General features: G+C 58.7%; 28 protein-coding genes. 12 read left to right on the top strand and 16 right to left on the bottom strand.

Annotation, left to right across the window (positions count from 1 at the left end):
- Positions 1-8: 8 nt before the first annotated feature.
- Both M017_RS0121545 and M017_RS0121550 read left to right on the top strand, forming a co-directional pair.
- The gene (locus M017_RS0121545) at positions 9-1,427 is read left to right on the top strand and encodes a sulfatase family protein (protein ID WP_162180006.1); all 1,419 of its coding nucleotides are present in this window, start codon (positions 9-11) and stop codon (positions 1,425-1,427) included.
- 23 nt (positions 1,428-1,450) lie between these two features.
- The gene (locus tag M017_RS0121550; RefSeq protein WP_031500263.1) at positions 1,451-2,377 is read left to right on the top strand and encodes a hypothetical protein; all 927 of its coding nucleotides are present in this window, start codon (positions 1,451-1,453) and stop codon (positions 2,375-2,377) included.
- Here the strand turns inward: M017_RS0121550 and M017_RS0121555 are convergent.
- Positions 2,374-4,734, bottom strand: coding sequence for an LssY C-terminal domain-containing protein (locus tag M017_RS0121555; RefSeq protein WP_031500264.1), 2,361 nt, complete (start codon positions 4,732-4,734; stop codon positions 2,374-2,376). The genes M017_RS0121550 and M017_RS0121555 overlap by 4 nt on opposite strands.
- Complete coding sequence (locus M017_RS0121560) at positions 4,727-5,617, bottom strand: phosphatase PAP2 family protein (RefSeq protein WP_031500265.1); 891 nt, start codon at positions 5,615-5,617, stop codon at positions 4,727-4,729. The genes M017_RS0121555 and M017_RS0121560 overlap by 8 nt, the downstream gene beginning before the upstream one ends.
- A 159-nt stretch (positions 5,618-5,776) precedes the next feature.
- Between M017_RS0121560 and M017_RS0121565 the strand changes: the two genes are divergently transcribed.
- Complete coding sequence (locus M017_RS0121565; protein WP_031500266.1) at positions 5,777-6,286, top strand: MogA/MoaB family molybdenum cofactor biosynthesis protein; 510 nt, start codon at positions 5,777-5,779, stop codon at positions 6,284-6,286.
- 10 nt (positions 6,287-6,296) lie between these two features.
- Positions 6,297-6,692, top strand: coding sequence for a hypothetical protein (locus M017_RS0121570; protein ID WP_162180007.1), 396 nt, complete (start codon positions 6,297-6,299; stop codon positions 6,690-6,692).
- Between the two features lie 29 nt (positions 6,693-6,721).
- On the opposite strand, the gene M017_RS0121575 is transcribed toward M017_RS0121570, so the two are convergent.
- Genes M017_RS0121575 through M017_RS0121585 form a run of 3 tightly spaced genes read right to left on the bottom strand, consistent with a single transcriptional unit; the run spans position 6,722 to position 7,661 of the window.
- A complete protein-coding gene (locus M017_RS0121575) occupies positions 6,722-7,042 on the bottom strand; it encodes an ATP-dependent Clp protease adaptor ClpS (RefSeq protein ID WP_031500268.1) in 321 nt (106 codons plus the stop codon).
- A 48-nt stretch (positions 7,043-7,090) separates the two neighbouring features.
- Entirely contained in the window at positions 7,091-7,405 is a 315-nt protein-coding gene (locus M017_RS0121580; RefSeq protein ID WP_031500269.1) for a hypothetical protein, read from the bottom strand.
- Between the two features lie 22 nt (positions 7,406-7,427).
- The gene (locus tag M017_RS0121585; RefSeq protein ID WP_155121554.1) at positions 7,428-7,661 is read right to left on the bottom strand and encodes a DUF465 domain-containing protein; all 234 of its coding nucleotides are present in this window, start codon (positions 7,659-7,661) and stop codon (positions 7,428-7,430) included.
- 153 nt (positions 7,662-7,814) lie between these two features.
- Between M017_RS0121585 and M017_RS0121590 the strand changes: the two genes are divergently transcribed.
- Positions 7,815-8,438 carry a winged helix-turn-helix domain-containing protein gene (locus M017_RS0121590; RefSeq protein WP_031500271.1) on the top strand — a complete coding sequence of 208 codons (624 nt, stop codon included), beginning with the start codon at positions 7,815-7,817 and terminating at the stop codon, positions 8,436-8,438.
- A gap of 6 nt (positions 8,439-8,444) precedes the next feature.
- Positions 8,445-9,197, top strand: coding sequence for an SRPBCC family protein (locus tag M017_RS28120; protein ID WP_051670704.1), 753 nt, complete (start codon positions 8,445-8,447; stop codon positions 9,195-9,197).
- Here the strand turns inward: M017_RS28120 and M017_RS0121600 are convergent.
- From M017_RS0121600 to M017_RS0121615, 4 genes are read right to left on the bottom strand one after another with little or no spacing between them, the layout of a single operon-like run.
- Positions 9,166-9,588, bottom strand: coding sequence for a GNAT family N-acetyltransferase (locus M017_RS0121600; RefSeq protein ID WP_051670705.1), 423 nt, complete (start codon positions 9,586-9,588; stop codon positions 9,166-9,168). The two genes, M017_RS28120 and M017_RS0121600, sit on opposite strands and share 32 nt — an antisense overlap.
- A complete protein-coding gene (locus M017_RS0121605; RefSeq protein WP_031500274.1) occupies positions 9,567-11,090 on the bottom strand; it encodes a glycosyltransferase family 4 protein in 1,524 nt (507 codons plus the stop codon). Before M017_RS0121605 ends, M017_RS0121600 begins: the two co-directional genes overlap by 22 nt.
- A complete protein-coding gene (locus M017_RS0121610) occupies positions 11,065-12,270 on the bottom strand; it encodes an MFS transporter (RefSeq protein ID WP_031500275.1) in 1,206 nt (401 codons plus the stop codon). The genes M017_RS0121605 and M017_RS0121610 overlap by 26 nt, the downstream gene beginning before the upstream one ends.
- Positions 12,271-13,878 carry a hypothetical protein gene (locus tag M017_RS0121615; RefSeq protein ID WP_155121556.1) on the bottom strand — a complete coding sequence of 536 codons (1,608 nt, stop codon included), beginning with the start codon at positions 13,876-13,878 and terminating at the stop codon, positions 12,271-12,273.
- Between the two features lie 36 nt (positions 13,879-13,914).
- On the opposite strand from M017_RS0121615, the gene M017_RS0121620 reads away from it, so the two are divergent.
- On the top strand, positions 13,915-14,376 hold the full coding sequence (locus tag M017_RS0121620) for a hypothetical protein (protein WP_155121557.1): 462 nt from the start codon (positions 13,915-13,917) through the stop codon (positions 14,374-14,376).
- Here the strand turns inward: M017_RS0121620 and M017_RS28125 are convergent.
- Positions 14,353-16,191 (bottom strand): alpha/beta hydrolase family protein, encoded by a 1,839-nt coding sequence (locus M017_RS28125; protein ID WP_080508076.1) that lies wholly within the window; start codon positions 16,189-16,191, stop codon positions 14,353-14,355. The genes M017_RS0121620 and M017_RS28125 overlap by 24 nt on opposite strands.
- Positions 16,188-17,336 (bottom strand): glycosyltransferase, encoded by a 1,149-nt coding sequence (locus M017_RS0121630; RefSeq protein WP_031500279.1) that lies wholly within the window; start codon positions 17,334-17,336, stop codon positions 16,188-16,190. The genes M017_RS28125 and M017_RS0121630 overlap by 4 nt, the downstream gene beginning before the upstream one ends.
- A gap of 194 nt (positions 17,337-17,530) precedes the next feature.
- On the opposite strand from M017_RS0121630, the gene M017_RS0121635 reads away from it, so the two are divergent.
- Genes M017_RS0121635 through M017_RS0121645 form a run of 3 tightly spaced genes read left to right on the top strand, consistent with a single transcriptional unit; the run spans position 17,531 to position 19,426 of the window.
- Positions 17,531-18,067, top strand: a complete 537-nt coding sequence (locus tag M017_RS0121635; RefSeq protein ID WP_031500280.1) for a phosphatase PAP2 family protein — start codon at positions 17,531-17,533, stop codon at positions 18,065-18,067.
- A 12-nt stretch (positions 18,068-18,079) separates the two neighbouring features.
- Positions 18,080-18,997 (top strand): proline dehydrogenase family protein, encoded by a 918-nt coding sequence (locus M017_RS0121640; RefSeq protein ID WP_238326001.1) that lies wholly within the window; start codon positions 18,080-18,082, stop codon positions 18,995-18,997.
- Positions 18,998-19,012: 15 nt separating this feature from the next.
- Positions 19,013-19,426, top strand: a complete 414-nt coding sequence (locus M017_RS0121645; RefSeq protein ID WP_031500282.1) for a hypothetical protein — start codon at positions 19,013-19,015, stop codon at positions 19,424-19,426.
- Here M017_RS0121645 and M017_RS0121650 read toward each other — a convergent pair.
- Together M017_RS0121650 and M017_RS0121655 are read right to left on the bottom strand one after the other, a co-directional pair.
- Positions 19,423-20,193, bottom strand: coding sequence for a LolA-like protein (locus tag M017_RS0121650; RefSeq protein WP_031500283.1), 771 nt, complete (start codon positions 20,191-20,193; stop codon positions 19,423-19,425). The genes M017_RS0121645 and M017_RS0121650 overlap by 4 nt on opposite strands.
- Positions 20,153-21,430, bottom strand: coding sequence for a S41 family peptidase (locus tag M017_RS0121655; protein WP_031500284.1), 1,278 nt, complete (start codon positions 21,428-21,430; stop codon positions 20,153-20,155). The genes M017_RS0121650 and M017_RS0121655 overlap by 41 nt, the downstream gene beginning before the upstream one ends.
- Before the next feature lie 23 nt (positions 21,431-21,453).
- On the opposite strand from M017_RS0121655, the gene M017_RS0121660 reads away from it, so the two are divergent.
- Together M017_RS0121660 and M017_RS0121665 are read left to right on the top strand one after the other, a co-directional pair.
- Positions 21,454-21,798, top strand: a complete 345-nt coding sequence (locus M017_RS0121660; protein WP_031500285.1) for a rhodanese-like domain-containing protein — start codon at positions 21,454-21,456, stop codon at positions 21,796-21,798.
- A 6-nt stretch (positions 21,799-21,804) separates the two neighbouring features.
- Positions 21,805-22,089 (top strand): hypothetical protein, encoded by a 285-nt coding sequence (locus M017_RS0121665; RefSeq protein WP_031500286.1) that lies wholly within the window; start codon positions 21,805-21,807, stop codon positions 22,087-22,089.
- Here M017_RS0121665 and M017_RS0121670 read toward each other — a convergent pair.
- The 3 genes from M017_RS0121670 to M017_RS0121680 are packed head-to-tail and all read right to left on the bottom strand — an operon-like array spanning position 22,037 to position 24,137.
- Positions 22,037-22,219, bottom strand: a complete 183-nt coding sequence (locus tag M017_RS0121670) for a hypothetical protein (protein WP_031500287.1) — start codon at positions 22,217-22,219, stop codon at positions 22,037-22,039. The two genes, M017_RS0121665 and M017_RS0121670, sit on opposite strands and share 53 nt — an antisense overlap.
- The gene (locus tag M017_RS0121675; protein ID WP_238326002.1) at positions 22,219-23,241 is read right to left on the bottom strand and encodes an agmatine deiminase family protein; all 1,023 of its coding nucleotides are present in this window, start codon (positions 23,239-23,241) and stop codon (positions 22,219-22,221) included. The genes M017_RS0121670 and M017_RS0121675 overlap by 1 nt, the downstream gene beginning before the upstream one ends.
- Positions 23,242-23,252: 11 nt before the next feature.
- Complete coding sequence (locus tag M017_RS0121680) at positions 23,253-24,137, bottom strand: carbon-nitrogen hydrolase (protein ID WP_031500289.1); 885 nt, start codon at positions 24,135-24,137, stop codon at positions 23,253-23,255.
- Positions 24,138-24,154 lie beyond the last annotated feature (17 nt).

Genomic DNA, 24,154 nt, shown 5'->3' on the forward strand with positions numbered 1-24,154 from the left:
ATGAGGGCATGTTGACGCGACGCGCCTTGTTGGGTGCGACCCCAGCTCTTCTGCTTTCTAAAAGCAAGCCGAAGCGGCCCAATATCATCTGGTATCTGCCGGACCAGTGGCGTGGACAGGCGCTTGGGTTTATGGGCGATCCCAATGCGAAGACGCCCCATCTGGATCAGCTTGCCAAAGACGGCTTGCACTTTCCGACAACCTTGGCGAACTCGCCTGTGTGCTGCCCGGCGCGCTCCATTCTGCTGACGGGGCAGTACTGCCACCTGAACGGAATGACCGCGAACGACCTGCGCCTGAACGAGAATTCGAACACGATGGCGAAGATCCTCGGCGCGGCCGGGTACAAGACCGCGTTCATCGGCAAATGGCATCTGGACGGCGGCCCCCGGATGCCGGGTTTCATTCCTCCAGGCCCGCGGCGGCAGGGCTTCGAATACTGGGCGGCGAACGAATGCAGCCACGATCATTTTCATGCGCAGTACTTTCGCGATGATCCAAAGCCGATTGCAATGAACAAGTTTGAGGCGGAAGGTTGGACCGATCTGGCGATCGAGTTTCTCGATAGCCAGAAGAATTCCGAGCAGCCGTTTTTCCTGGTGGTTGCACCAGGGCCGCCGCATGATCCGTATGGCGCGCCAGAAGAATATCTGAAGCACGTGAATCCCGATCAGCTCAAGCTGCGCGGGAATTATGAGGAGTTCGAGGGGGGGCCGACGCGCAAGGATCTGGCTGGCTACTATGCTGCCTGTACGGCGGTGGATGCGCAGGTCGGACGTCTGCGCCGTCATCTGGCCACGACGCGTCATGCAGAGGATACCGCGTTGATTTTTAGCTCCGACCATGGCGACATGCTGGGTTCGCACGGGCTTCGGCTCAAGCGGAAGCCTTATGAGGAGTCGATTCGCGTGCCGGGAATCATCCACTATCCGCGTGTCGTCAAGCCGGGCCGGGTGAATTTGAACATGCTGGCGCATATCGATATTCCGGCCACCACTTTGGGCCTCTGCGGTGTGGATGTGCCTTCCAACTTCCAGGGGCTGGATCTCTCCACGACGGTTGCCGGAAGGACCGACCGGACCCGCAAAGAGACCTTCTTCCAAATTTTTGGACCCTACAACGGGGACGGTACGGTCGCGGGCTGGCGCGCGATTCGCACGGATCGCTATCTGTATGCCCGGTATGTTGATAAGCCCTGGGTTCTCTTCGACATGGACAACGATCCGTTCCAACGCCGCAATCTGGTTGGTGATCCACAAGCGCGCACCTTCGTGCTGCCGGATCTGGAGGCGCGCTTAAAGGGACAGATGCAGCGGACCGGGGATTCCTGGAGTTTCAATTGGTCTGCACCGGTCGAAGATGCAGGCCGATTGTATAAGAATCGGACCTATTCTTCGGTAGCTGAGTATTTGAACTCGCCACAATAGCGATCTGGGATAGGATTGCAACGATGCGATCTTTGAAGATTCTTTTGTTGCTTTCGGCTCTGACGCTCCAGGCCGCGCAGACGGTTCTGGTTTTGACTACGGATGGGAAGTGGGTAGAGGGGACGACCCCGGCCACAAAGGCTGGTTCCATCCCCCTTGCAAAGCTGCTTTCCATTCACAATGGTGCTCCCGCCAGCCCAGCGGAAGCGGCGAAGATTACTGCTGGTTTTCAGGCGATCCTGGGGGACAACCGCGCGGCACGCGATCTTGCCGTCGAAGATCTCACCAACATCGGGCTGCCTGTGTTGACGCCGCTGCTGGCGGCGCTGAAGGATACCGATCAGCATGAGCCGAAGCCCCTCTACAACTTGTTCAACCGCGTGGTTCCTTCGTCGGCGGATCAATATGACCGCAGTGCGGCGCTGGTACGCCTGGACGGCGCCAGGCCCTCTCGTGGGAGCTGGCCGACGGGAGAGATCAAGATTGGCGACCAGAGCCTTCCGTGGGCCTCAATCCGGATGCTCGCCGTGCGCCGCAAGAATGTCACGAGAGCGGTAGAAGTGCACTCGCTGCGCCACTGCACTCAGATTGAGTATCTCGACACTGGCGTCTTTGCCTCAAAGGATTCGAAGCTGACGACGAGTGCGACCGGTTTCACTCGCCTCTCCTGGCATCAGGATGAGTGGGCAACCGATCCGAATGGCTTGACCAAGCCTGGGCCAAACTACAAGACGAATCTCGTCGACGGCCATCCTTTTGGGGCGCTGGTGGGCCGCCTGACGGAGAAGGGACCTGTGCTTTTCCTGGGCCGTTCGAGCACAAAGGCACAGCCGGGCGAAGGGCGATTGCACTTAGCGATCAACGATAACAAGCACTGGCAGAATAATCTGGGGAGCTATCAGGTGACGGTTCAAATGACCGACGCCTACGATCTGGGCGCCGCGCTCTAGAAGGTGAAGGAGAAGCCCATGGTCAGGCGCTGCTGCGCGAAGATGCTATGGGCTTTTTCTGATGCCAGGGTGTTGAGCTGCGGGTTGAGTGCAGGGTCTTCGTTGCCGAGGGCGGTGGCCAACGACTTCTTGAGGAAGTCCGGGCGTTGGCTGAAGGTGCTGCGGTAATCGAATCTCCAGATCCAGCACTTGGCCACCCGGATTTTGATCCCTGCGCCGGTCTGGAAGGCAGGTTGGAAAATGCCCCCGCCCTCGAGTGGCGGGGCGCTTCCAAAGTTGTAGGCTGCCTGCACCATGCCGACATTGCTGAGGCCGAAGCGGAAGATCCCACGCGCTTTCTCGAAGGGCGCGTTGGTCAGATGCACCAGTTGCAGTGCTGGGCCCACTGCAAGGTAGGGCCGGAAGCGCGATTCGATCGGGCGGACATGCACAAGGGTGTTGTAGCTGAACTGCCGTGTCAGCAGTCCAGCCTTCTGCTCGACGACTCCGGGAACTTCTTCAGAACCGCTGGGGACAAGCTTGCGCAGGCCCAACTCATAGTTGCCCCGGAGATAGTGAAATCCGAGTTCGTGCGACATCCAACGATTGGCGTGGACGGTGACTGATCCGCCCAGGGCGAAACCTGGCGAAATCCGGTTGCCGGCGGTCACAGACAACTGCAGCCGCCCACCGGTTACCGTCGATTCCCGGGAAAGGATCAGCGCTTCTTCGCCGACTGTAGATTTTGAAAACATCGACGTGCCCAGACTGAAGCTCAGCTCTACGCTGGGGGTCTCCCAGTCCGTGCCCGCTCCAAGCGTGGGTGCCCCTCGGGGCCGCGTATTTTGTATTGCCGGAGCAACCAGGCGATTGCCAATTCCACCCGAGGATTCACTCCAATCGCTGGGTGTCCATTGTGGGCTGCTCAGATGACTGATCCCGAGCAGGCTTTGTCTGGGGATCCGCTCGGCGTCCGAAGGCTTCTTCCCCATCAGCCGGGCTACCTGGTAAGCCCAGGCTGCACCTTGCCAAATGAGATTGCCCCGCACTACATCGTTACGGAGAGTGAGGATGGTCTGCCGGGTGGCTCGCAGGACCGGGCTGCCGCGATAGGCGCCAGCCTCGACCCCGTTCGATTCGTCGAAGCGGCGTGGATTGTGGCAGTCGTTGATTTTGAGGACCGCGATGGCGCGGTCGGTGACAAGGTGTTGCCCGGTTCCATTGGTCGCGTTCTCGATGACCCAGGGCCGGTCGACGAGTTCGGCTGAGTCGACACAACCTGTGAACCAGAGGTCATTGAATACCTTTGACCGTTCCTCGTCAATGTTGTCGTCGATGCGATGGATGATTCTGCGCTGGCTGGTGGAGATGACGATTGCGGTGTCCTGAGTTGCCGATGCGGCCCAGACCGGCTTGTCTGCCCAGGTTTCGTTATGGGGATAGAGCCTGAGGTGGTGGCGTTTGGAGAAGGTTCCCAGAGATTTCGATAGCGTGAGAGTCGCCTGCTCGCCCTCCAGCACGAGCCTGGACATCGGGGCTTCCTGAAAGGACTGGGATTCGGCAAAGGCGCGGAGTGTCTTGTACTGGATTGCGGCTGTAGGCGCCAGAGACTGCACCCAGCCTGCCGCGCGAAAGGCGCGCTCCACCGCGTCTTGTGGACCAAGGAAGACCAGATTGGTGAGATCGGAAAGCTTGCCACTCACCATCTGGCGGGTCTGATAAGGCATCCTGCGCAGCATCGCGGTGAGTTCCAGCCGGGCATCTTCCGTATCGGCAACCGGATAGAGATAGGCGTCTTCTTCCATCCCGGATTCAAAGGCCTTGAGGACGCTGAGGGTGAGTTCCGCGCCCGTGGGCCAGCTAATTTCCGGTTCGCTAAAGCGGAGAACGGAAGCGAAGGCCGCGGTGGAGAAGATCAATGCGATGGGATCCACTGCGGCGAAGCCGGTGAGGACTCCAGCCGCCCGGTAGCCGGGCGTATTGGTGGAGCGAATGCCACGGATGGCCCCCTTCGATGTCACATTTTCCCGTGCATTCTCGATCTGTGTCACCCGGGTTTCAATCGGGACAATGGAGCCATTCGGAAGTTCGAGATGACTGAAGTTGAAGCTCAGGCTGGCCCGCTCATGCACCAGCCCCAGGCCCACACGCTGCACGGCTGTGAGCGTGCCGTGGATCAGGGATCCGGCAGGCACGAGGATGCTGTCGTTGTGGAGAACAGGAGCGATGAGGACGGCTTCCACCGGGCTCCCCGCCTTTGCGGAAAAGGAATGGATCGCGTGCCGCAGCCGAATTTCCAGGCGCGCTCCAGCGGGAACCTCAACGGCTGTAAGTGGCGATGCAAACAGGATGCAGATGGCCAGGAGGACTCTAGTCATTGCGGCTCCACTTGGCGCAGGCACGCCAAGCGAGTGTGGCGATGACGAAGCTTGCCATTCCGTCGGCCGCGTAGTGATAGCGGCCATAGATCGTCGCAAGAAAAACGATGCAAGCAAATGCCAGCAGACCGCCCCACAGAATTTTCTTTTCCGGAAGAACGGAATAGAGGCCCCAGAAACAGGAGAAGGCAACGGCAACATGACCGCTCGGAAAGACGCTGGTGGCGATATCGAAGTGGTCGAGCAAATAGACGTTCACCCGCCGGAACACGTTCATATAGGCGGGCAGATCTTCTCCCGGCAAGAAGAGACGTGGCGATTGGATCGCGATCAGCGGGAGGAGTCCGTAGGCGGCAAAAGCCCCAAGGAAGAACACACGGTAGAAGCGGTCGACTTCACTGCGGCGGTTATGCCAGTAGATCAGGAAGAGACAGAAGGTGGGGACCCCATAAAGCAGGAGATAGCAGAATTCCAGGAGAAAGGGACCAATGGGACCGGCTGCCTCAATCCCGGCGCGGAGCCCATAGCCGTCCAGAATCATGCGATCCCAATTCACCCAATTCGATTGGGTTTGGGTGAGATAGCGACCGGTTGCAAACCAGTCGATCTCCCAATACGCCACAAGGATCAAGGCGCTGGCCAACCAATCGCGGCAGTAGCTGGTCCAGCGGCGGGAATTCAGCGTTTCCCCGTTGGCGACTGCGACAATCAGGACAGGAACAAAGGCGGCAGCAAGGATACGGGGGAAACCGATGCCCTGAATCCAGCCTAGTACGGCTAGGTAGAAAAAAAAGCTTGCCGCTACTCTCTCTCCACCACGACAGCGAGAGCGCCAATTTTCAGATTCGGTACTCGCCGTCTCTACGGCGCGGTATACGGGCACGCTTCTGTTTTACCTAGCCCGGGGTTGGAATCTTCAGATGTTCCTAGCGTCCCGCGGATTTTCTAAATTTATCATTTGCAACTGGGCTGGGACGGTAGGAAAGACACTTTTAATGAAGAACTGCCGTTAGATTAGAGGGGAGAGGGATTTTTTCCATTCATGAGTACTGCAGATCACAAAGAGTTGGCCCGGCAACTGGGGCCGATTGGAATTTGCCTGGTGACTGTGAGCGACACGCGCACGGAACAGACCGATTTGAATGGAAAATTCCTGAAGGAAGAGATTGAAGCGCTCGGCCATCGAGTCGACGGATACCGCATTATCAAAGACGAACCCGATCAGGTGGCTGCGATTCTCGACGAGTTTGCCGGAACAGCATGCCAGTTGATCCTGTTTAACGGTGGCACGGGGATCTCCCCCCGGGATACGACCTTCGACGTGTTGAGCCGCAAGTTGGAAAAAACTCTTCCTGGTTTTGGCGAACTTTTTCGCATGTTGAGTTATGACGAAGTCGGAGCCGCAGCGATGCTGTCGCGGGCCACGGCAGGAATCTATAGCGGAAAAGTCGTCTTTTCCACCCCTGGGTCGACAAATGCCGTCTCGGTTGCCTGGAAAAAACTGATTCGGCCCGAGTTAGAACATCTTGCATGGGAAGTCGGACGCAAGTAATATGGTTGGCATGATCAAAGTGGGCTCGAAGCTCTCCCTTTTTCTCGCCGGGATTTTGGTAATCGTTCCGGCGTTCTCGCAAAGCGAAGAAGACCTTGAAAAGTCGATGAAGACCGTGGGTAAGACCATGGGCGAATTGCGCAAGGCAAACGAAGCCAAGGACGAAGCAGCGCTGAAGGCTGGTGGCGCAACGCTCGTCGAGCAGTTTACGATCGCGGGCAAGTTTTTTGCGGCTCACAAGATGACTGATGCCGTTGAGTTGAACAACAAGTCACTCGCCGCGGCAAAGGCGTTGGCTGATGGTTCGGGCAACATGGCTGGTGTGGGTGCGACCTGCAAGGGCTGCCATGATGTGTATCGCGAGAAAAAGGCAGACGGCGGCTACAAACTCAAGATGGCTCACTAGAGCTTCTGTTTGAGCCGGAAAATTTTGGTTTAGCTTGTGGGCTCGATGATTGCACTCATCGAGCCCTTTGAATTTTCCATGCGGTAGTCGGGGCCATAGGAGAGAATCTGGTCGCGGGCGAACTCGGCCATTGGCAACTCGACGGTCATGATGACGGTACGCCCTTTTTCGTCCACTTCGGAGGCGTGGTCGAGCGCCTGCTGGAAGCCAAAGAAGAAAAGCTTCTGCAACATCTCAATGACGTAATCGTAGGTGTGAGCGTCGTCGTCGAGGAGTACGACGTTAAACAACGGCTCACGCGTGTCGACCGTTTGTTGTTCCAGTTCTGGTGTGACTACAGCGCCTGCCATCCACGTATCAGAATCGCACGGTTAGCGCCAAGTGGCGCATTCCGGCCATTATTTGTTCGGTTGCAGCCAAGGCGGGTCGTCGGGCAGGAGGGAGGTCTCGGGCTGGAAAATGTCCGGGCGTGCCACAGGGATTGGTCTGGGATCGATGCGATTGAAATTGAGCTCCGGGGGAATGTAGCGAGGGGCGCCGGCAATGTATCCGCAGAGAAATGCGACCGGCGCGAGGAAGCAGCAGAGGTAAAGCAGACGGATATGCTTCATCGAAGTATTGGGATGGTGCTTTGCCGGCGCGTTTTCTCTCAGAATTTTTGCAGCCTCAAAACCAAAACCGGGCTCGAAGGAAAGTTCGAGCCCGGTGTGCATGGTTGAGGAAAATAAAAATTGTTTAGGCCGGTTGGGCTGCGTGCTGACTGATGATTCCTTGCATATGGTCTTTGATGGCGAGCTTGATGCGCTTCAAGCGGGCCTCTTCGGCGAGTTCCACTTCATTGAGGTATTCTTTCGACTCCAGCTCATGGAGCAGTTGCTTGTATTCGGAATGTTGGACCGCGAGCCGCCGGAACTCGGGGTCGGTCGACATGAGCTGCGTCTTTATTTCGTCGTCATTCAATAGTGTCATCGGATGATTCTCCTTGGTTCTGAAATATTGAAACTGACCGTTACCGCCACCAATGCCCCTACATTTAGCACCGTTGGCAGAGGGAGACAAGGGGCAAAAGTTCTGCTGTCTCTTTTCTTGACAGAATAAATTTTCGGTGGCAGGCTGAGGAAGATGTCTGGTACGGGTTTGCAGATTCTTCGTGATCCTGAAGCAGCGGCGGTGCTGCTGGATCCAAAGCGGCAGATGCTTCTTGCGGTGCTCCAACGGAATCAAAACACGGCAACCGGCTTGGGGAAAATTCTCGATATGCCGCGGCAGCGTGTGAACTACCACTTGCATGAGTTGGAGCGGGCCGGTCTGGTTGTGCAAGTGGAAACGCGGAAGAAGGGAAATGTTGTGGAGCGTTTGGTGCGCAGCCTGGCCACGCATTACCTGGTGAGTTCGGAGGCGTTCGGTGTGATGGGGGCAGACCGCGCGCTGCCGCGCGGTCGCTTCTCTTTCAGTTCTCTGATTACTGCCGCGTCCCGGATGATTCGTGACATTGGGCTGCTGGCTCTGCGCGCAGCCAAAGCGGAGAAGCAGACCAACACTTTCACGATGGAGACGGAGATCCGATTTCGCAATGAAGAGGAGCGTAGTGCCTTTGCCGCGGAGATGGCTGCCTTTGTTGCCACGCAGGCAGCGAAATATCACGATGAGAAGGCCGAGGTCTTCCGCCTGACGGTTGCACTTTATCCGAAGATCGCTAAAGATGACGAGGACGACCGGAAGGCCGTGATCCACATTACGGAGTGAATTGACATGTCCAGAACGCTGATGCAAGAAATCGATATCGATGCGAGTCCGAAGCAGGTATGGAGCGCAATCACAGAAGGCGAGAAGATTGAGGGCTGGTTTACCCCGCATGCAAAGGTTGTGCCCGGCAAGGGAGGCAGTGTCGTGCTGGGTTACGGACCAGGGATGGAGGCCCAGAGCGTCATCCATCTTTGGAAACCGGAGGAGAAGTTCGGAGTCACGGAGTCTGGCGCGGCTCCGAAGGTGATTGAGTTTGAGATCGAGGGACAGGGCGGAAGGAGCCGCTTGCGCGTGGTGCAGAGCGGCTTTGGCGACGGTGCGGCATTCGATCAGGAGTACGAGGCGACGAGCGGTGGCTGGCAGACTTATCTCCGCGTGCTGAAGTTTGGGCTGGAGAATCATCCCTCAGAAGTGGCACTGCAGGCCTCGACGTTCCGCATAATCGAGACGACGCGGGAAGTGTTGGAGCGGCGGATCAGCGAGTTGTTTCTGATTCAGCCGAGCCTCGAGGAGCTTCCGGTGGGTGCTTCTTATACGGCGCAGCTCGGCGCGATGGGCAAGATCTCTGGTGTGCGGCTGGAGCCGGATAAGAAAGGCTATTGCCTGCTTACGGTCCATGAGTGGGACGGGAGCCTGCTTGCTTTCTTCTCCGAGCAGATGGCCAGCCAATGCTATCTGACCTTTCAGGCTTATCTGTTTGGAGCGGCGCGCGAGCGGGCGGAAGAACTCAAGTCGATTTTTGCGGCGTTTGCCATTTGAGCAGGAGCGCTGTCTCGCCGTCGCTATAATAACGTTCCCGCCGCCCGACCTGTTGGAATCCTTGGGTGGCGTAGAAGGCGATGGCGCCCTGATTCGACTGGCGGACTTCCAGGTGCCAGACGGGCGCAAGCCGCTGCAACGCTTGTACGAGCACCGTCGCGACGCCTTGCCTGCGATGGGCAGGGTGCACCGCGAGATTGAAGAGTTCCCCTTCGCCAAGAACCACCCGGTAAATCACAAAGCCAGCAATGGCGCCTTGCTGTTCTGCGATGAGCGAATCAAAGTCGCTCACCCAGGTGGAGGCTTCGGGACTGTGGGCCGTAATCCCGGCGAGATGGGGCTCATCCTCGCCCGTGCCCTTGCGAAGGCTTATCGCAGCAGAGCTTGCCACATGGCCTCCTGTAGCTTGCCGATGGGCTTCCAGTCGAACTTCTCTTCGGCCAGCTTGCGGGCCTGCCCGGCGAGTTGCGCGCGGCGCTGCGGATCTCGCAGCAGAAGCTCGGCGCTCGAGGCGAAGTCTTCGGCGCCGCTTGCAACCCAGGCCGAAACGCCGTGTTCGAGATCGAGACCATTGATGCCGCTTGGCGTACTGAGGATCGCGCGCTGCATCGCCATTGCTTCGAGCGCCTTGATGTTGGTCCCGGCAGAGACGGGCGTGGGGACCAGCACCAGATTCGTTTGGTCGTAGAGCGGCTTGACGTCGCGGACGAAGGAGTGCAGCTCAAGACCCGCAGCCTGTGGGATCGCGCCGAAGGGATAGTAGAGCTCCGGTTGCGGCCCGGCGACCACGGTCAGTGTGGCTTGCGGCATACGCTTCCGCAGGATCGGCCAGAATTCTTCGATCAGGAAGCGGAAGGCGAGCGCATTGGGGAAATGCCGGAAGCTTCCGATGAAGAGCAGATTCGCGCCCTCGGGTTCTGGCGTGGGATGGAAGCGATCGAGGTCGACGCCATTCGGGATGACGTGGGCATTGGGATGCTGCACCTGCAGGCGATCCTTTTCGCTCATGACAGCGATGGCGCGAAAGGCTTTTAATCGAGCCCGCTCGAAGCGCTGCCAGCGGAACTGCTTCCACCAGGAGGCGAGGGTGCCGCGCATGGCGTGCTCCTGCGTCGCAAGGTCCATCGTGACATCGTGCTCGACGAGGATGTCGCCGCCGTAGTTGGCGAGCTGGGTGAACTCGGTTTGTAAGAGGTCGTAACGGGTGTCGCTTAACGCCTGGCGCATGGCCGGCGTTTCGTATTCGAGCACTTCCGGAGGAAGCAGGCTGGCCCAGGCGAGGCGGCGGAATTCCGGCTTGCGCACGAGCGTGATGCTGGTGCAAAGATCTTGCAGCGGACCGGCATCGATGCGGTCGCTCGATTCGGTGAAGGCGAGCAGGCGCAGATTCGAGTGCTTTGCCGCCTCGCGAAGCATGTGGAAGATGCGGACCGCGCCGCCATGGCTGAGGGGCCAGGGCAGATAGGGCGAGAGTACGGCGACGGTTGGCAGCGCTGGGTTCAATGGTCGCCCGCCGATTTCGATGCGATCGGCAAAGTGCTGCGTGTCGTCGCGCCAGGGACGCAAGTGGATGCGATGCACCGGCTGGCCTTCGAGAAACAGAAGGCTCGCGAGGAGTTGCCTGGGGTGCAGATGGAAGCGCTCGCCGCTGCTGTCGTAGGCGAGCATGCGCGTGGGGGCCAGTGCGAGTGCCGGTAGAAACTCGCGAGACCCGACGCGGGCGGCAGTGTGGGCGATGCTCCAGGGGGGATATTGGCTCACCAGACGCAGCCACATCTCGCCCGGAGTTTCGCCAGGCAAGAGCGCTTCGTCGCGGTGTTCGAAGGCCGGGAGGATTTGGTGCAACTCCTCGCGCGGCCCGCCGAAATTAAGTACGTAGCGTCTGCGTGCCACGGCCCTTCGTCCATTCGAGAATGAGATAGCCCAGCAGGGGAGGGAAGGCCACGGCAACACAGACGGGCGCAAAGCTGTTGTACTGGTCGGCCACCTTTCCGATGAGCGGTGAGATGACAAGCTGGAGGAAGCCGTAGCCCGCGGTCAACAGCGAGACGGCGAAGGCGGCGCTGCTGCCACCGTAGGCATCGAGCGGCATCGTATAGAGATTGACGCTAGCGGCGGAACTGGCCCCGTAGCTGAGCGAAATCAGGATCATCGCCCAGGTGGGGTCTGGCGCGAGCGGCACTGTGGCCGAGATCATCATGCCCAGGACACCGAAGAGATAGATGCGGCGGCGCGCGTTCAATGGCGCCCAGCCGGACTTCATCAGGCGCATGCTGGCCCAGCCGCCCAGGAAGGAGCCAGCGAGGCCGACGTATTGCAAGATGGGCGAGATCTGATTCGCTTCGATCGTTGTGAAGTGGAAGGTGCGGACAAAGTAGTGGTTGGTCCAGGTGGTCCACAGCGAGAAGATGCCGAGCGAGAGGATGTTTGCAAGAATGAAGCCCCAGGTCTGCGGCATGCGCAAAATCTGTTTGGCATCGTAGCCGGTGGATTCCTTTGAAGCCACTTGTTTCGGTGCTTTTTTCGAAGCCCAGAACCAAAGCGGAATCCAGAGGAAACCGAGCCAGCCGGCGACAAAGAAGGCGCTTCTCCATCCCCAATGCTCGATACAGAAATTTGCGAGAAAGGCGGAGGCGGTCATTCCGATGACGAGGCCGATTTGCGACATGGAGCTGCCGACGGCGCGCTCTTCCTGGCGCAGATAGGTCTGGGCCGCTTTTGCCGTGGAGGGGATGCCGGCAGATTCGCCGACGGCTACGAAACCGTGCGCGGTGACCAGGCTGGCCAGGCCGCCAGTGAGGCCGCGCGCGATGCCGGCCAAGCTCCACCAGGTGAGCGCGACGGTCGTGCCGACATTGAGCCCGGCCCGGTCAAGGAACCAGCCCATCAGCGGCGAACTGATCATGTAGACGAGATAGAAGGCGGTCTGGATCCAGCCGAATTGCTCATAGCTGAGGTGGAATTCTTTCATGAATTCCGGGGAGAGTGCGTTGAGGATCGATCGGTCGAGGTAGTTGACGCTGGAGGAAAGGTAGAAGATCGCAACCACCCACCAGCGGTTCTTTTCGTTCATTTAAGGAAGGAGTTCCATTGTGATTAGTTTTTTGTCTTTGTGGCCTGCTTTGATCTTGCGGGCAGGTCTTTGGATGCCGCAGGAGAAATGGAAAGTCTTGGCACCCGCGCCGCTGAGGATCAGCTTGGCCGGGTCGTCCACTTCGAAGAAGCTGAGTCTGCCGTTTGCGTCCCGGACAACAAAGCGGGCCTTGCCGCCGCTGAGACAATCGACACGCGTCAGGCTGCCGCTGAGCGTGCCGGTGGGTTGATCGGCGTCCCACCAGGGCTCGACTTTGGTTCCGGGATCGAGAGGCGCGAGGTTCCCGCGAGCTTTCGCCTCGGCCTCGCGGACGCGGCGCAAACTCTCTTGCTTGACGCGCTCAATGTCGCGAAGACGCGCTTCTTCTGCTTCTTTGCGAGCCAGTGCTTCGGCTTCGTAGCGGCGATCCTGAGCACCGAGTCTTGCCTGGCGCAAAGCCTCTTTCTGGGGGCCATCGAAGGCCGCCCGTTCGGCGGCTGCCCAGGCTTTGGCTTCGTCTGCATATTGCTCGGCCGCTTGTGCCGCCTTTGCCAATTGCATCTGGTAGCGGGCGTCGCGCGGCGCGGCCGGCGCGGCTGTCTTCAAGGCATGGAAGGCCTTCATTGGATCGTTTTCTTTGCTGGCGAAAGCGAGAGCGGCATCGGGGTAAAGCGGTTTGAGCTGGAGGGAAGTGAAGAGGTTCTGCTGGTGCTTCAATCGGTCGGGCTGTCCCACAGCGGCGAGATAGAGCGACCTGGCCGTGGGGGGCGTCACTTGAGAAGCCTCAATGGCTGCTTGTTCCGCATTGCCCGATAAGGCGGCGGCAGCAGCGAGGCATTCGGGATTCTTTGTCGCAAGGCAGGCGCGGGCGCGCAGATTCGGATCGCTCAACTGGGCGATAGCGAGTTGTAGATTGGCTTCCTCAGGGTCGACGTCGCGAGCGCGGTAGTCGCGATCGGGCAGGATGGTTCTGGCCGGATAGGTGACCGGAGCAAGCTTTGCCTCCGCGGCTTCTTTGCGCAGCGTGGCTTCGTCTTTTTCGAAGGCATTGCGCAGTGCGGTTGGCTTGTCGGTGCCTTTCATGACATTCGACAGAAACACGCGGATGCGGCCTCGATAGGCGTCGTTGGTGATCAGGTACTCGACCAGCGTCCAGTCGGGCGTCTGCTGGGCCTTGGGGGGAAGGGCACCAAGCGTCACCCGGACGCGTTCGGATTCGATGCTGCTCAGCACGGTGAGCAGCGCGTCTTCGAGGCCCGGCTCGAGAGGACCGGCATTGGTGGCGAGAAGCAGCGACAGGATCTGCCGCTTCTGTTGCGTCGTCATCACTGCGTCGCTGAGCAGCATGCTGTATGCGCTGGCGGTTTCGGTGAGGTTGGTGGCACGCTGCGTCTTTGCGATGACGAGGCGAACGGGCCAGATGGTTTTCAGTTCGGTGATGCCGGTGAGATCGGAGAGTTGCCCGCGCATCTGCTCAAGGGTGCCCAGGAGATTCTTTGCGGCTTTGATGTCGCCGCTTGTATAAATCTCATAAGGACCGGCATTGATCTTTTGCCAGTTCTCCGCTCGCAAGCTGACCAGGGCCAGCAATAGCGCGAATAGTTTCACTCTCCATGAGTTTACGAAATGCACTACATTGAGGGGATGCTGAGACGAATTCTTTTACTTGCAGTTCCAGCCGCGATGCTGCTTGCGGCAGACAAACCCGACTACTCAGGTCACTGGGTGATCGATACAGCCAAGAGTGATTTTGGTCCGATGCCGGCTCCGGAAAAGATGGAGCGTGACATCGATCATAAAGATCCACAGATGAAGGTCAAGTCGCTGCAAAAGAGCGAGCGAGGAGAGTTCACTACAGATAGCCAATACACAACCGATGGTAAGGAAAGCACCGTCCAGATGCGCGGCCGTGAGGCAAAGGTGAGCGCCAAGTGGAATGGCAACAAGCTCGAGGTGCATACCAAGAGCGAGTTCAATGGCATGGCGCTGACCCAGAAAGAATCCTGGTCTTTGTCCGGCGACGGCAAGACGCTCACGATCAATAACGAGATCCAATCGCCGCAAGGCGAGTTCACGATGAAATCAGTATTTACGAAAGGCAGCTAACAGGTCGCTGTCTGGCTGGTCAAAGGGGCGCCGGTAGACGCCCGGGATCGTCTGTTCCAGTCGATTCTCGTTCCAGTCGGTGGCATCCACCCAGAAGAAGCGCTTGTCGGTGAAGTCCTTGAAGTCGCCGGCAAGCGCGAGGCCGGGCACAATCGCCTCGTGGAGGTTCTTGTGGATGGGAACGGTCATTGCAGAGGCGATGGAAAGCGGCGTACGCTCGAGCCAGATCTTAGCAATGCGCGGTTCGGCATGAGCGGCGTAGAGCGCGGCGATACCGCCGGTGCCCCAGCCGTGGAGATAGACCTTCTGATAACGGTCGAGTTGCGGACGGATGGTCAGCAGCAGATCATTTGCACGGAGGCTGGGGAGATTGAGACCCACCAGCCAGGCGCGGGTGTGCTGGATCCAGGGGCCGCTATAGGGTCCTTCGGAGGGGCCACCGGTAGGGTAGCCGGGGAGGCGAACAAGCAGCACTCGATTGCCCAGACTGGCTAGCACTTCCGCACGGCGCTTGGCCGCGTTGTTGTCCTGAATGACAACAAACAATTCTTCTGCGTTCTCCGGACCCAGCCATTCGGTTTTTGTGAGCCCAGTGGCCGGGCCGCCGAGGACGATCAGCTTCTTCGGGTCGCCCGTCTGTTGCCGCTGCTTCCAGGATTCGGCAATCACTTCGCTCAGGCCGTGGCCGGGTGCGATGCACTTGTCGTAGGCGCAGAGTTCTTCCGGTTGCAGCAGGGGCAGCACTTCGTCCTGGAAGTCGCCTTTGCCGTCCTTCAGCCAATGGATCATCCACTCATAAATCGCTTCGCGCACCACTTGTGGCGTGCCGTGTCCCCCGGGGCCAACCACCCATTTGACCAGCGCATCGCGATCAAAGACACGATAGAAGCTCTTTGCTTGATCCACCACCAACTTGGCTCCGGCGGGCGTGAAGAAGTCCTTCTCGGTTGAGCTGATCAGCCAGGGCTTGGGCGCAAACTGATAGACCCAGTCCGCCTGGTCCAGACCCTCTGCGATGAAGCCCGGCAGGCTCTGCTCGCTGTCGCCGGTGGGGCCTGTCAGCAGCATCTCAAAGGAGTTCATATAGCAGGCTGGAGCAGCAACCTTAATGCGTTCGTCAATCGCTGAGACATAAGTGGTTTGGGTGCCGCCACCGGAGCAGCCACTGGCGCCGATGCGATTGGCGTCCACCTCAGGACGGCTCACCAGATAGTCGAGACCACGGCGCGAATCCTGGATGAAGTAGCGGGCCACGGACTCGCCTGCGAGAATCGCTTGCGCTCCACCCATGAAGTGTTGCTCAACGCTACCGCCGATGAGACTGCGGCCGTAGCTCGCGTTGTAGGCCTGCTGGCGCTCTCCCTGGCCGGCGGGATCGTAAACGAGAACGGCAAAGCCTTTGTTGGCCAGATTCGCCGCGATGTGCTGGGCGAAGGGCTTGCTGATATCCCAATGTCCCATCGAGAAGAGGATTGCCGGATGCTTGCCTGGCGTCTTTGGGCGATAGAAGTTTGCGGTGACGATGTAGTTGGGGAGCGATTCGAAGTGGACGTTTTCGACGATATAGCTGCCACGGTCGTGTGTCTTGGTGGTGACGGCGCGCAGCGGCCCGCGATAGTCGATCAAGCCGCCGATCTGCCGGATCAGCTTCGCGCGGGATTCGGCCATGCGCTGGCGCGCCTGGGCTTCTGTGGTGATCGCACCGATGGCCGCTTTGCGCGCGGCTAGCTGCTTGGTGGCGAATTGATTGAGGTAGTCGGCGAGGGGATCTTGGGCAAACAGGCAGGTGGCAAGAAGGGCGAGGACCAATCTCATCGCTCTAGGCTATCAAGGGAAAGAAGTCTTTCGAGAATTTTCGGGATTTCGTCAATCGCACGGTTGTCCATCTTGCTCGCATTGTTCCGGAATCGCTCTAAGCTTCCTGGCGCAAGCATCTGCTGGACACCTGCGACGATCTGGCCGTAGTTCTGGAGCACCAGGCCCAGCCCATGTTCGGTCACCCAGTCTGCGTTGTAGCGCTCCTGTGGCAGGGTGAGCGCATTGCGGGTGACGATGACGGGCAGTCCCATCTGGATGGCTTCCGAGATCGAACCGGGACCCGGCTTTCCGATCAGGAAATCGGCCAGTTTCATGTAGTGAGGAATGCGGGTGGTGAAGCCCTCAATGTGATGCGGCATGCGTAGATTCAGTGCTTCGATCTCCGCGCGGAGCTTCGCATTCTTACCGCAGATGAAGAGGAGCTGCAGCTGGATGCCGCTGTCATCGAGACGTTTGGCGATCTTGCGCATGACGGCAGAACCGTAACCGCCAAAGAGCAGAATACCGGTGGGCAGCTTGGGGTCAAGACCGAGCGTGCGGCGTTCTGCGTCGCGATCGATCTCGATGGGTTCATAGAAACGCGGATGCAGAACCATTCCGCTGACACGGAAAATTCTGTCGGAAGCGTGACCTAGCTCCTTGGCTTGCTGCGCTGCCTTTGCCGTGCCACAGATGAAGTATTGCTGCTGGTTACGCTCAATCCAGAAGTGCGGCGGGTAATCGGCGAGGTCGGTGAGCGAAGTGACCATACGGGTCCGCGGACTGACGGCTTGAATCGATTGGTATAAGGCGCGATTGAAGTTTGGGATGAGCGACACCAGGAGGTCGGGCGCACCCTGGCTCCAGAACTCCTTCAGCTTCCGCACCTGCAGTGGATGGTAGAGCCGGATGAGCGCGTGCATGGCGACGAGCAGTTGCGGCGAACCGAGGGTCCAGCCCTTGCGGAGCACCAGGTTATAGACATCCTCCATCCGGATTCCGGTGAGCTTGCGGAAGATGTCGAGAGAGTCGAGTTCCTCCTGCAGATTGACGAGACGGACTTGCCAGTCGGGATAGTGCTGCGCACACGCTTGTTTCAATGCAGTCGCGGCGGCACGGTGTCCGCCTCCCGCGTCGAAAAAAACAAAGTCCAATTTCGGCATCTCGAAACCTCATCGTACGCACCGATTCCGCTTCACCACAACTATGCAGGCTCAAAAACAAAGAGCTTCACGAATGTTTTTCATATTCGTCACGGCGCTGTCATGTTCAGGGGCGATAACTGTCGCATGAAGCAACTGCTATTCTTGATTCACTGGATGAATTCTGGGATTAGCAGCCAGGCGGAGGTTTCGCGATGAGCGTTTTCCCACAAGTTCGTGACTATATTGAGTCGCGCGATCACCGGATCATGCGGCGCGTCCATCATTGGGCTCCCCCGCAATGGGTGCGCCTTTGGATGATTGGCGCCACACGCGGCGGTGATGGCTGGCTCTGGTACGCAGTTGGACTTTTCATTCTTGCCTTTGGCGGCGAAGAGCGGTTTGTAGCGGTGGGTTCTTCGACATTGGCGGCATTGGCGGGTGTGGTCTTCTTCCTTTGGGCCAAGCGATTTACCGGCAGGCGGCGGCCTTGCGCTCTTGAGCCACATTGCTGGTCGACTCTTCTCCCTCCCGATCAATTCAGTTTCCCCTCGGGCCATACGATCACGGCCTTTGCGATCATCACTCCCCTCCTCGCCTTCTATCCCGAACTGTCGCTGGAACTTGGCTTCTGTGCCGTTTCCATCGCCGCGAGCCGGATTCTTCTCGGCATGCATTTCCTGAGTGATGTAGTGGCAGGGGCTGCGATCGGTACGCTGCTCGGTACGATTTCTGTTTCCTTGCTGAACTAGCTTCCTGAGACAATGAGAGCGGCTCAGCAGCCGCTCATGCTCCGTTCTTTCTTCCTTTCGCTTAGTCAAAATCGCGATTTACGCCGCTGGATGGAGCACTCTCGCCTGGCGAAGCGACTCACTCGCCGCTTCATTGCGGGCAATACTCTGCGGGAAGCGATTGCTGTCTGTGACCGGCTGAATACTGAAGGCATCCTGACGACTCTGGATCACTTGGGCGAGAGTGTGACGGACCCATCGGAAGCAAATCAAGCCCGTGAACATTGTATGGAAGCGTTGCGTGCCATTGCTTCCCGGTCGCTGCAATCGACCATCTCGATCAAGCTCACCCAGATGGGGCTGGATATTGACGAGAAGCTTTGTTTTGAGAACGCACGGCAATTGGTTGCCTACGCGAGTGAGATTGGAAGCCGCGTCGAGTTCGACATGGAGTCGAGCGCCTATACCGACCGCACCTTGGCGATTGTCGAGAAGCTGCATAACGAGTATGGCTGTGTGCGTGCCGTTATCCAGGCCTATCTGTTTCGAAGCGAAGCGGACATCGAGAAGCTGAACCGCGAGTTGTTACCGGTGCGCATCTGCAAGGGTGCTTATGTGGAGCCGCCAGATGTTGCTTTTGAGAAGAAGTCCGATGTGGATACGAATTATCTGAAACTGGCCCATGCGCTTCTCGAGGATGGTGCGTCGCCGGGAATCGCCACTCATGATGAGCGCATGGTGGAAGTGGCAAAACCCTTTCCGAAGGATAGCTTCGAATACCAGATGCTCTACGGGATCCGTCGCGATCTGCAGCGAAAACTGGTGCGCGAAGGTTATCGCGTTCGTGTGTACGTACCCTACGGGGATGCTTGGTACCCCTATTTCATGCGCAGGCTGGCCGAACGTCCGGCAAATGTTCTCTTCCTGGTACGGAACTTCTTCAAGAATTAATGCGTCCAACCGGGCATGAAATGGTGGTCGTTACTCGGCGCCAAGCTAGCCTTTCTGGCTGCGATTCATCTCCTGCTGATCGCCTGGATCAACTGGAGGATTCCAGATGGTGTCATTGGAATTCACCTCGGTTATAGTTTTGCGGTATTGGCGGCCGATATGTCCGTGTTTGTACTCGGCTATTTTCTGTGGCTCGACCAGAAGTATCGTTGCCGGAACTGCGCGTCGCGCCTGCGGATGCCGGTTGCGATTGGCAACTGGTCGGGTGCGACGATCTTCTCCCCTCCCAAGATGGAGTGGATTTGTCCCTTTGGCCATGGGACGATGCGGCATCATGAGGCGCCTCTGTCTCGCAACGAACCGGATCAGTGGCAACGCAATGAAGGAGACTTCTGGAAGGAATTCGAGGACGCCTGGAGGAAGAGCTAGGGCTTGGCTTTTTCAGCGTTGACCATCTCCTGAATCTCAGGGGGCAGGGCAAACATGTTCTCGGGCAGCTTTTCGTTGAATTTGACGATCGGGAAGCTCATCGCCATCTCCAGTGGACCCATGAGCTGTGTCAAGCGAACCGGCATGAGGATTCCCTCAATTTTTTTATACTCGTCGACGACCATCGTGATGGGGACCTCGCCCATGGCCGAGGGCATGATCATCTTCGTGCGTAAAAGCAGCCCCGTTGCCTTCTCGTAATACTGTTCCTCGGGCTTGCCTTCCTTCGGCGTGAGGACGATCTTGTAGGCTACTTTGCCATCGACCGTTTCTTCGCCGGCAAACTCGGCTTTTGAAAAACAAGAGTCCGGATCGAGAGAGCCGCGGCCATATTCACTCATGGCGGAACTGCCGCAGATGGCCAGAAACCGCTCGGCGCCGGTCTTGATGCGCGGGCCGAGAACGGTTTTATCCCATACCGTGGTGCCATCGCTTCCGTCTTCCTGCTTACCGATGCCGGGAAGATCGACGACGGTGTAGTATTTGCTCCCGTCCATGCGGTACATCTTCATCTCACCGCGGACATTCTGCCCCTTAATTTCCATGGTGCCGAGCATGGAGACTTGCTTGATTTTTGCGTAGGCAGCCTTGCCACCCGAAACCTGCACATAGCGGTCGAGAACTTGCGCCGCTGTCGGCCGACTGGCCGACTGGCCATAGAGAAAACTAGTGCTGGCCAGGCCGATCAGCAGGGGAAGGATTCGCATAAATCCAATCTAGCGCAGCATCGAGCGCCCGGTCTTTCTGCGCCCGGAGCGCCGCCGCCGTGTGGGGCGCCAGGACGTCTGGTGTCACTCCGTGGCCTTCGAGCTCCCGTCCCGACTGCGAGACATAATTTGCCACGGCGTATTGAAAGAGATCGCCATTCGGCAGCACTTCGATCACGCTGGGCAGCGCGGCTCCGGCGGTCTGGCTGCCGAAAATCCGCGCGCGTTTCAGGTCCTGCATGCCACCGGCAAAGATCTCGCTGGTGGAGGCTGATGCACCGTCTACCAGAATGGCCAGCGGTCCTGTGAAGCCGTTCAGCCGGGGCAGTACGACAAAATTCAATTCAACGCCGCGCTGGTACATGATGCCCAGCTTTACGCCGCTTTTGGAGACAAACCAGCCCGCCATCGCGTTGGCCATCACCGCGATCCCGCCAGGATTGCCGCGCAGATCGATGACGAAGCCTTTGCATGGGGAGCAACTCTTTACCGCCTGTTCAAATTGGGGTAGCACGCGGACAGCGTCCATAAACAATTCCAGGCGAAAGTAGCCCACCTCACCGATCTTTCGGAACTCGCGTGGCACATCCATTCCCTGAAGAAAGCCGAAGCCTGCCGATCCGTCGGATTGAGCCATGCGCAGCTTGAGGGACCGGAGTTTGCCCTCCAGGTCGCGAAACACATAGTCCAACTCCTCACCCGGATTGCCGCCAATCTGCTGCTGGACAATCTGATGGGTGCGGAGTTCGGCATGGAGGGTTTCGGGGGCTCGTTTTTGGAGTTCGGCCACCACGCCGCTCATCGGCATGCCGTCGACGGAGACGAGTTCCCAACCCATCTCGACGCCACTTTCGGGTTTGGCGCCGGTGATAAGAATCTTACTTTCCACCAGCTCGGCTCGAAACCCGGGATTGCTGCCCCCCCCATGCCGCAGCGCACTCGACGCCTTGATTCCTTGGCCGGCAATGGCATAGTGGCTTTTGCCGATCTTGCCCACCATTTCGCGAAGAATCTCGCGCACCGCCTCCTGGCTTGGCGCCCCGGCGACGCGCTGGCGATAGGCGTCGTGAATCCCCACCCAACTGCTGCCGTCCGGTAGCTTTTCGAGTTGCTTCGGGTTCCAATGCTTCTTCTCGATGGTGTTCCAGACCTGATCGAAGCTCTCCAACTGAACGTCGTTCTTCTGCCCGTAGGCGAGTGCGGCTGCGCACACCACTCCGATCCAACACTGCTTCATTACTTCCATTATCCTGAGATTGAATGAGTGCTTCTGAATTGGCTTACGAAATTGAACCGCGCGACTTCGCCGATCGCCTGTCGCAAAACGCCGCGATCGCGATTCTCGATTGCCGCGAAACTTGGGAGCACCAGGCTGCCAACATCGCCGGCGCGGAACTGATTCCGATGAATACGATTCCAGCCAATCTGCAGCAGATTGAGGCACTTGCGGAGGATAAGCTGCTGGTGGTCTATTGCCATCACGGCGTGCGCAGTCTGCATACGGTGGCCTGGCTGCGGCAGCAGGGAATCGGGAATGCGATGAGCCTGTCTGGCGGCATTGATCGCTGGTCGATGGAAATTGATCCGAAGGTACCGAGGTATTGAAGCAATATGGCGCGCGGTTGGGAATCGAAAGACATCGAGAGCCAGCAGGAACTGCGCGAAGAACGAGCGGCCGCCGCGAAAAAAGTGCAGAAGACCGCCGAAGAAGTGGCGCGGGAGCATGCGCTTGAAGATCTCGAACTAAACCGCCGGCGAGTCTTACGAGACTTGCGCCAGACCAACAACCAGCGCTACCGCCTGCAGCTCGAGGAGAGCTTGCGCTTTCTCGAGGCAGAGATTGCTAAAGTTTCGGGTTCAGGATCACCACCAGCAGCAGCCCAGCCGCCAGAGTAAACACCACTGCGAAGACCATCAGGACATAGCGGCCAACCTGATTCGCCTCATCGTCGATCCCGTCAATTTGGCGAATCAGCTTCTGTACGGCGTCCTGTTCCGTCTTCGGAGCTTTTTGTAACAGCGGCACTACACCTTGATTGTACGCGGGCGGGGTTCCTGCTGCGTCATGCAATGCAAGGTGCCCAGGCCCAGTACCAGATCGCGGCAATAGATCGGAATGATGCGGCGGGTGGGAAAGAGTTTGGCTAAGGTATTGAGTGCCTCGCGGTCGCGCGCGTCGTTGAAGACAGGGGCGAGCACGATGTCATTGGCGATGTAGAAGTTGGCGTAGCTTGCGGGCAGACGCTGGCCTCCGAAGAAGACCGGCTCGGGCATCGGCAGGGTTGCCACCTTCAGGCCCTTCACCTGCTTCAGGATCGCCAGGTTCTCGCGCAGGGCTTCGTAGTTGTCGTCATTCTTGTCGCTCTCCTGGACGACGACCACCGTACTCTCGTCCGTGAATCGCGCCAGGTCGTCGATGTGGCCATGCGTGTCGTCGCCGACGATGCCATTCTTCAACCAGATTGTTTTCTCGATGCCCAGGTACTTTGCAAATGCGGCTTCGATTTCCTCTCGGGTCAGACCGGGATTACGCGCCTGGACATCGCTGAGCAGGCACTCTTCAGTGGTGAGCATCCAGCCTGCGCCATTCACCTCAATCGAGCCGCCTTCGAGCACGACGCGGCGCTTCTTGGACATCGGCTCATGCCGTTTGACGTTCAACATCCATGCCGCGACGCCAGGCAGCGCGTCGTCGTGCGCGTAATTGTCGTACTTGGCCCAGGCGTTGAAGGACCAATCGGTGGCTTCCACCTTCCCCTTCGCGTTGTGGACAAAGATTGCCATCGTGTCGCGGACCCAACTGCGGTCTGTCGGGGCGACCACAAAATCGACCGCGGCCAGCTCGACATGGCACTTCTTCAGAATCTTCCGGACGGACTCTTGCGTCTCCCGGCTTTCCACCACAATGCGGACGCGCTCCACTTGGGCAAGGTGGCGCACGATGTCGCCGTAGAGCCAGGGGATGGGGGCAAATTTGCCCGGCCAGTCTGTCTTCTCATGCGGCCAGGCGAGCCAGGTGCCTTCGTGGGGGGCCCATTCGGCGGGCATACGGAGGGCCATTACTTGGCCCACCGCTGCGTGATCGCGCCGTAGTTGTCGATACGCCGGTCGCGGAAGAAGGGCCAGTTGCGGCGCACTTCCTCCATGCGGGCGGGATCACAGGAGACGACCAGATTCTCTTCCTTGTCATGCGAGGCTTCGGCGATCACGACGCCAAAGGGGTCGGCGACAAAGGAGTTGCCCCAGAATTCGAGGCCCGAGTCGGGCGTGCCTTCAAAGCCGACCCGATTGACGGCGCAGACATAGATTCCGTTCGCGATGGCATGCGAGCGCTGGATCGTCTTCCAGGCGTCGAGCTGCGACGGGCCGTACTCGGCCTTCTCGTGCGGATGCCAGCCAATCGCGGTCGGGTAGAAGAGGATGTTTGCGCCCTGCATCGCAGTGAGGCGCGCGGCCTCGGGATACCACTGGTCCCAGCAGATCAAGACGCCAATGCGTCCAAAGGGCGAATCGAAATTCAGGAAGCCCAGATCGCCGGGCGTGAAGTAAAACTTCTCATAGAAGAGCGGATCGTCAGGGATGTGCATCTTGCGGAAGATGCCTTGCAGCTCTCCGTCCGTGCCGATGATGGCGGCGGTGTTGTGATATAGCCCGGTGGCGCGCTTCTCAAAGAGGCTGGCGACGACCACAACGCCCAGTTCCTTGGCAATCTTGCCAATTGCGGCCGTCGAGGGGCCGGGAATCTGCTCGGCCAGATCGAAGAGCTCCGCCTTCTCTTCGCGGCAAAAGTATTGGCTGCGAAAGAGTTCCTGCAGACAGATCACCTGCGCGCCGGCCTGCGCTGTCTCGCGAATCTTCACAATCGCTTTGTCCAGATTTTCCTGGGGGTTCAGAGAGCAGGACATCTGCACGAGTCCTACCCGGAAGGGCTGCAAATTTGCCATCGTTGTTATCATTATCG

Origin of the sequence: Bryobacter aggregatus MPL3 (assembly GCF_000702445.1) — a bacterium.
GTDB classification, from domain to species: Bacteria; Acidobacteriota; Terriglobia; order Bryobacterales; family Bryobacteraceae; genus Bryobacter; species Bryobacter aggregatus.

Coding starts and splice junctions, on each gene's coding strand:
- M017_RS0121545 (WP_162180006.1), top strand. CDS start 9: ATGTTGACGCGACGCGCCTTGTTGGGTGCGACCCCAGCTCTTCTGCTT.
- M017_RS0121550 (WP_031500263.1), top strand. CDS start 1,451: ATGCGATCTTTGAAGATTCTTTTGTTGCTTTCGGCTCTGACGCTCCAG.
- M017_RS0121555 (WP_031500264.1), bottom strand. CDS start 4,734: ATGACTAGAGTCCTCCTGGCCATCTGCATCCTGTTTGCATCGCCACTT.
- M017_RS0121565 (WP_031500266.1), top strand. CDS start 5,777: ATGAGTACTGCAGATCACAAAGAGTTGGCCCGGCAACTGGGGCCGATT.
- M017_RS0121570 (WP_162180007.1), top strand. CDS start 6,297: ATGATCAAAGTGGGCTCGAAGCTCTCCCTTTTTCTCGCCGGGATTTTG.
- M017_RS0121575 (WP_031500268.1), bottom strand. CDS start 7,042: ATGGCAGGCGCTGTAGTCACACCAGAACTGGAACAACAAACGGTCGAC.
- M017_RS0121580 (WP_031500269.1), bottom strand. CDS start 7,405: ATGCACACCGGGCTCGAACTTTCCTTCGAGCCCGGTTTTGGTTTTGAG.
- M017_RS0121585 (WP_155121554.1), bottom strand. CDS start 7,661: ATGACACTATTGAATGACGACGAAATAAAGACGCAGCTCATGTCGACC.
- M017_RS0121590 (WP_031500271.1), top strand. CDS start 7,815: ATGTCTGGTACGGGTTTGCAGATTCTTCGTGATCCTGAAGCAGCGGCG.
- M017_RS28120 (WP_051670704.1), top strand. CDS start 8,445: ATGTCCAGAACGCTGATGCAAGAAATCGATATCGATGCGAGTCCGAAG.
- M017_RS0121610 (WP_031500275.1), bottom strand. CDS start 12,270: ATGAACGAAAAGAACCGCTGGTGGGTGGTTGCGATCTTCTACCTTTCC.
- M017_RS0121620 (WP_155121557.1), top strand. CDS start 13,915: ATGCTGAGACGAATTCTTTTACTTGCAGTTCCAGCCGCGATGCTGCTT.
- M017_RS28125 (WP_080508076.1), bottom strand. CDS start 16,191: ATGAGATTGGTCCTCGCCCTTCTTGCCACCTGCCTGTTTGCCCAAGAT.
- M017_RS0121630 (WP_031500279.1), bottom strand. CDS start 17,336: ATGCCGAAATTGGACTTTGTTTTTTTCGACGCGGGAGGCGGACACCGT.
- M017_RS0121635 (WP_031500280.1), top strand. CDS start 17,531: ATGAGCGTTTTCCCACAAGTTCGTGACTATATTGAGTCGCGCGATCAC.
- M017_RS0121640 (WP_238326001.1), top strand. CDS start 18,080: ATGAGAGCGGCTCAGCAGCCGCTCATGCTCCGTTCTTTCTTCCTTTCG.
- M017_RS0121645 (WP_031500282.1), top strand. CDS start 19,013: ATGAAATGGTGGTCGTTACTCGGCGCCAAGCTAGCCTTTCTGGCTGCG.
- M017_RS0121650 (WP_031500283.1), bottom strand. CDS start 20,193: ATGCGAATCCTTCCCCTGCTGATCGGCCTGGCCAGCACTAGTTTTCTC.
- M017_RS0121655 (WP_031500284.1), bottom strand. CDS start 21,430: ATGAAGCAGTGTTGGATCGGAGTGGTGTGCGCAGCCGCACTCGCCTAC.
- M017_RS0121660 (WP_031500285.1), top strand. CDS start 21,454: ATGAGTGCTTCTGAATTGGCTTACGAAATTGAACCGCGCGACTTCGCC.
- M017_RS0121665 (WP_031500286.1), top strand. CDS start 21,805: ATGGCGCGCGGTTGGGAATCGAAAGACATCGAGAGCCAGCAGGAACTG.
- M017_RS0121675 (WP_238326002.1), bottom strand. CDS start 23,241: ATGCCCGCCGAATGGGCCCCCCACGAAGGCACCTGGCTCGCCTGGCCG.
- M017_RS0121680 (WP_031500289.1), bottom strand. CDS start 24,137: ATGGCAAATTTGCAGCCCTTCCGGGTAGGACTCGTGCAGATGTCCTGC.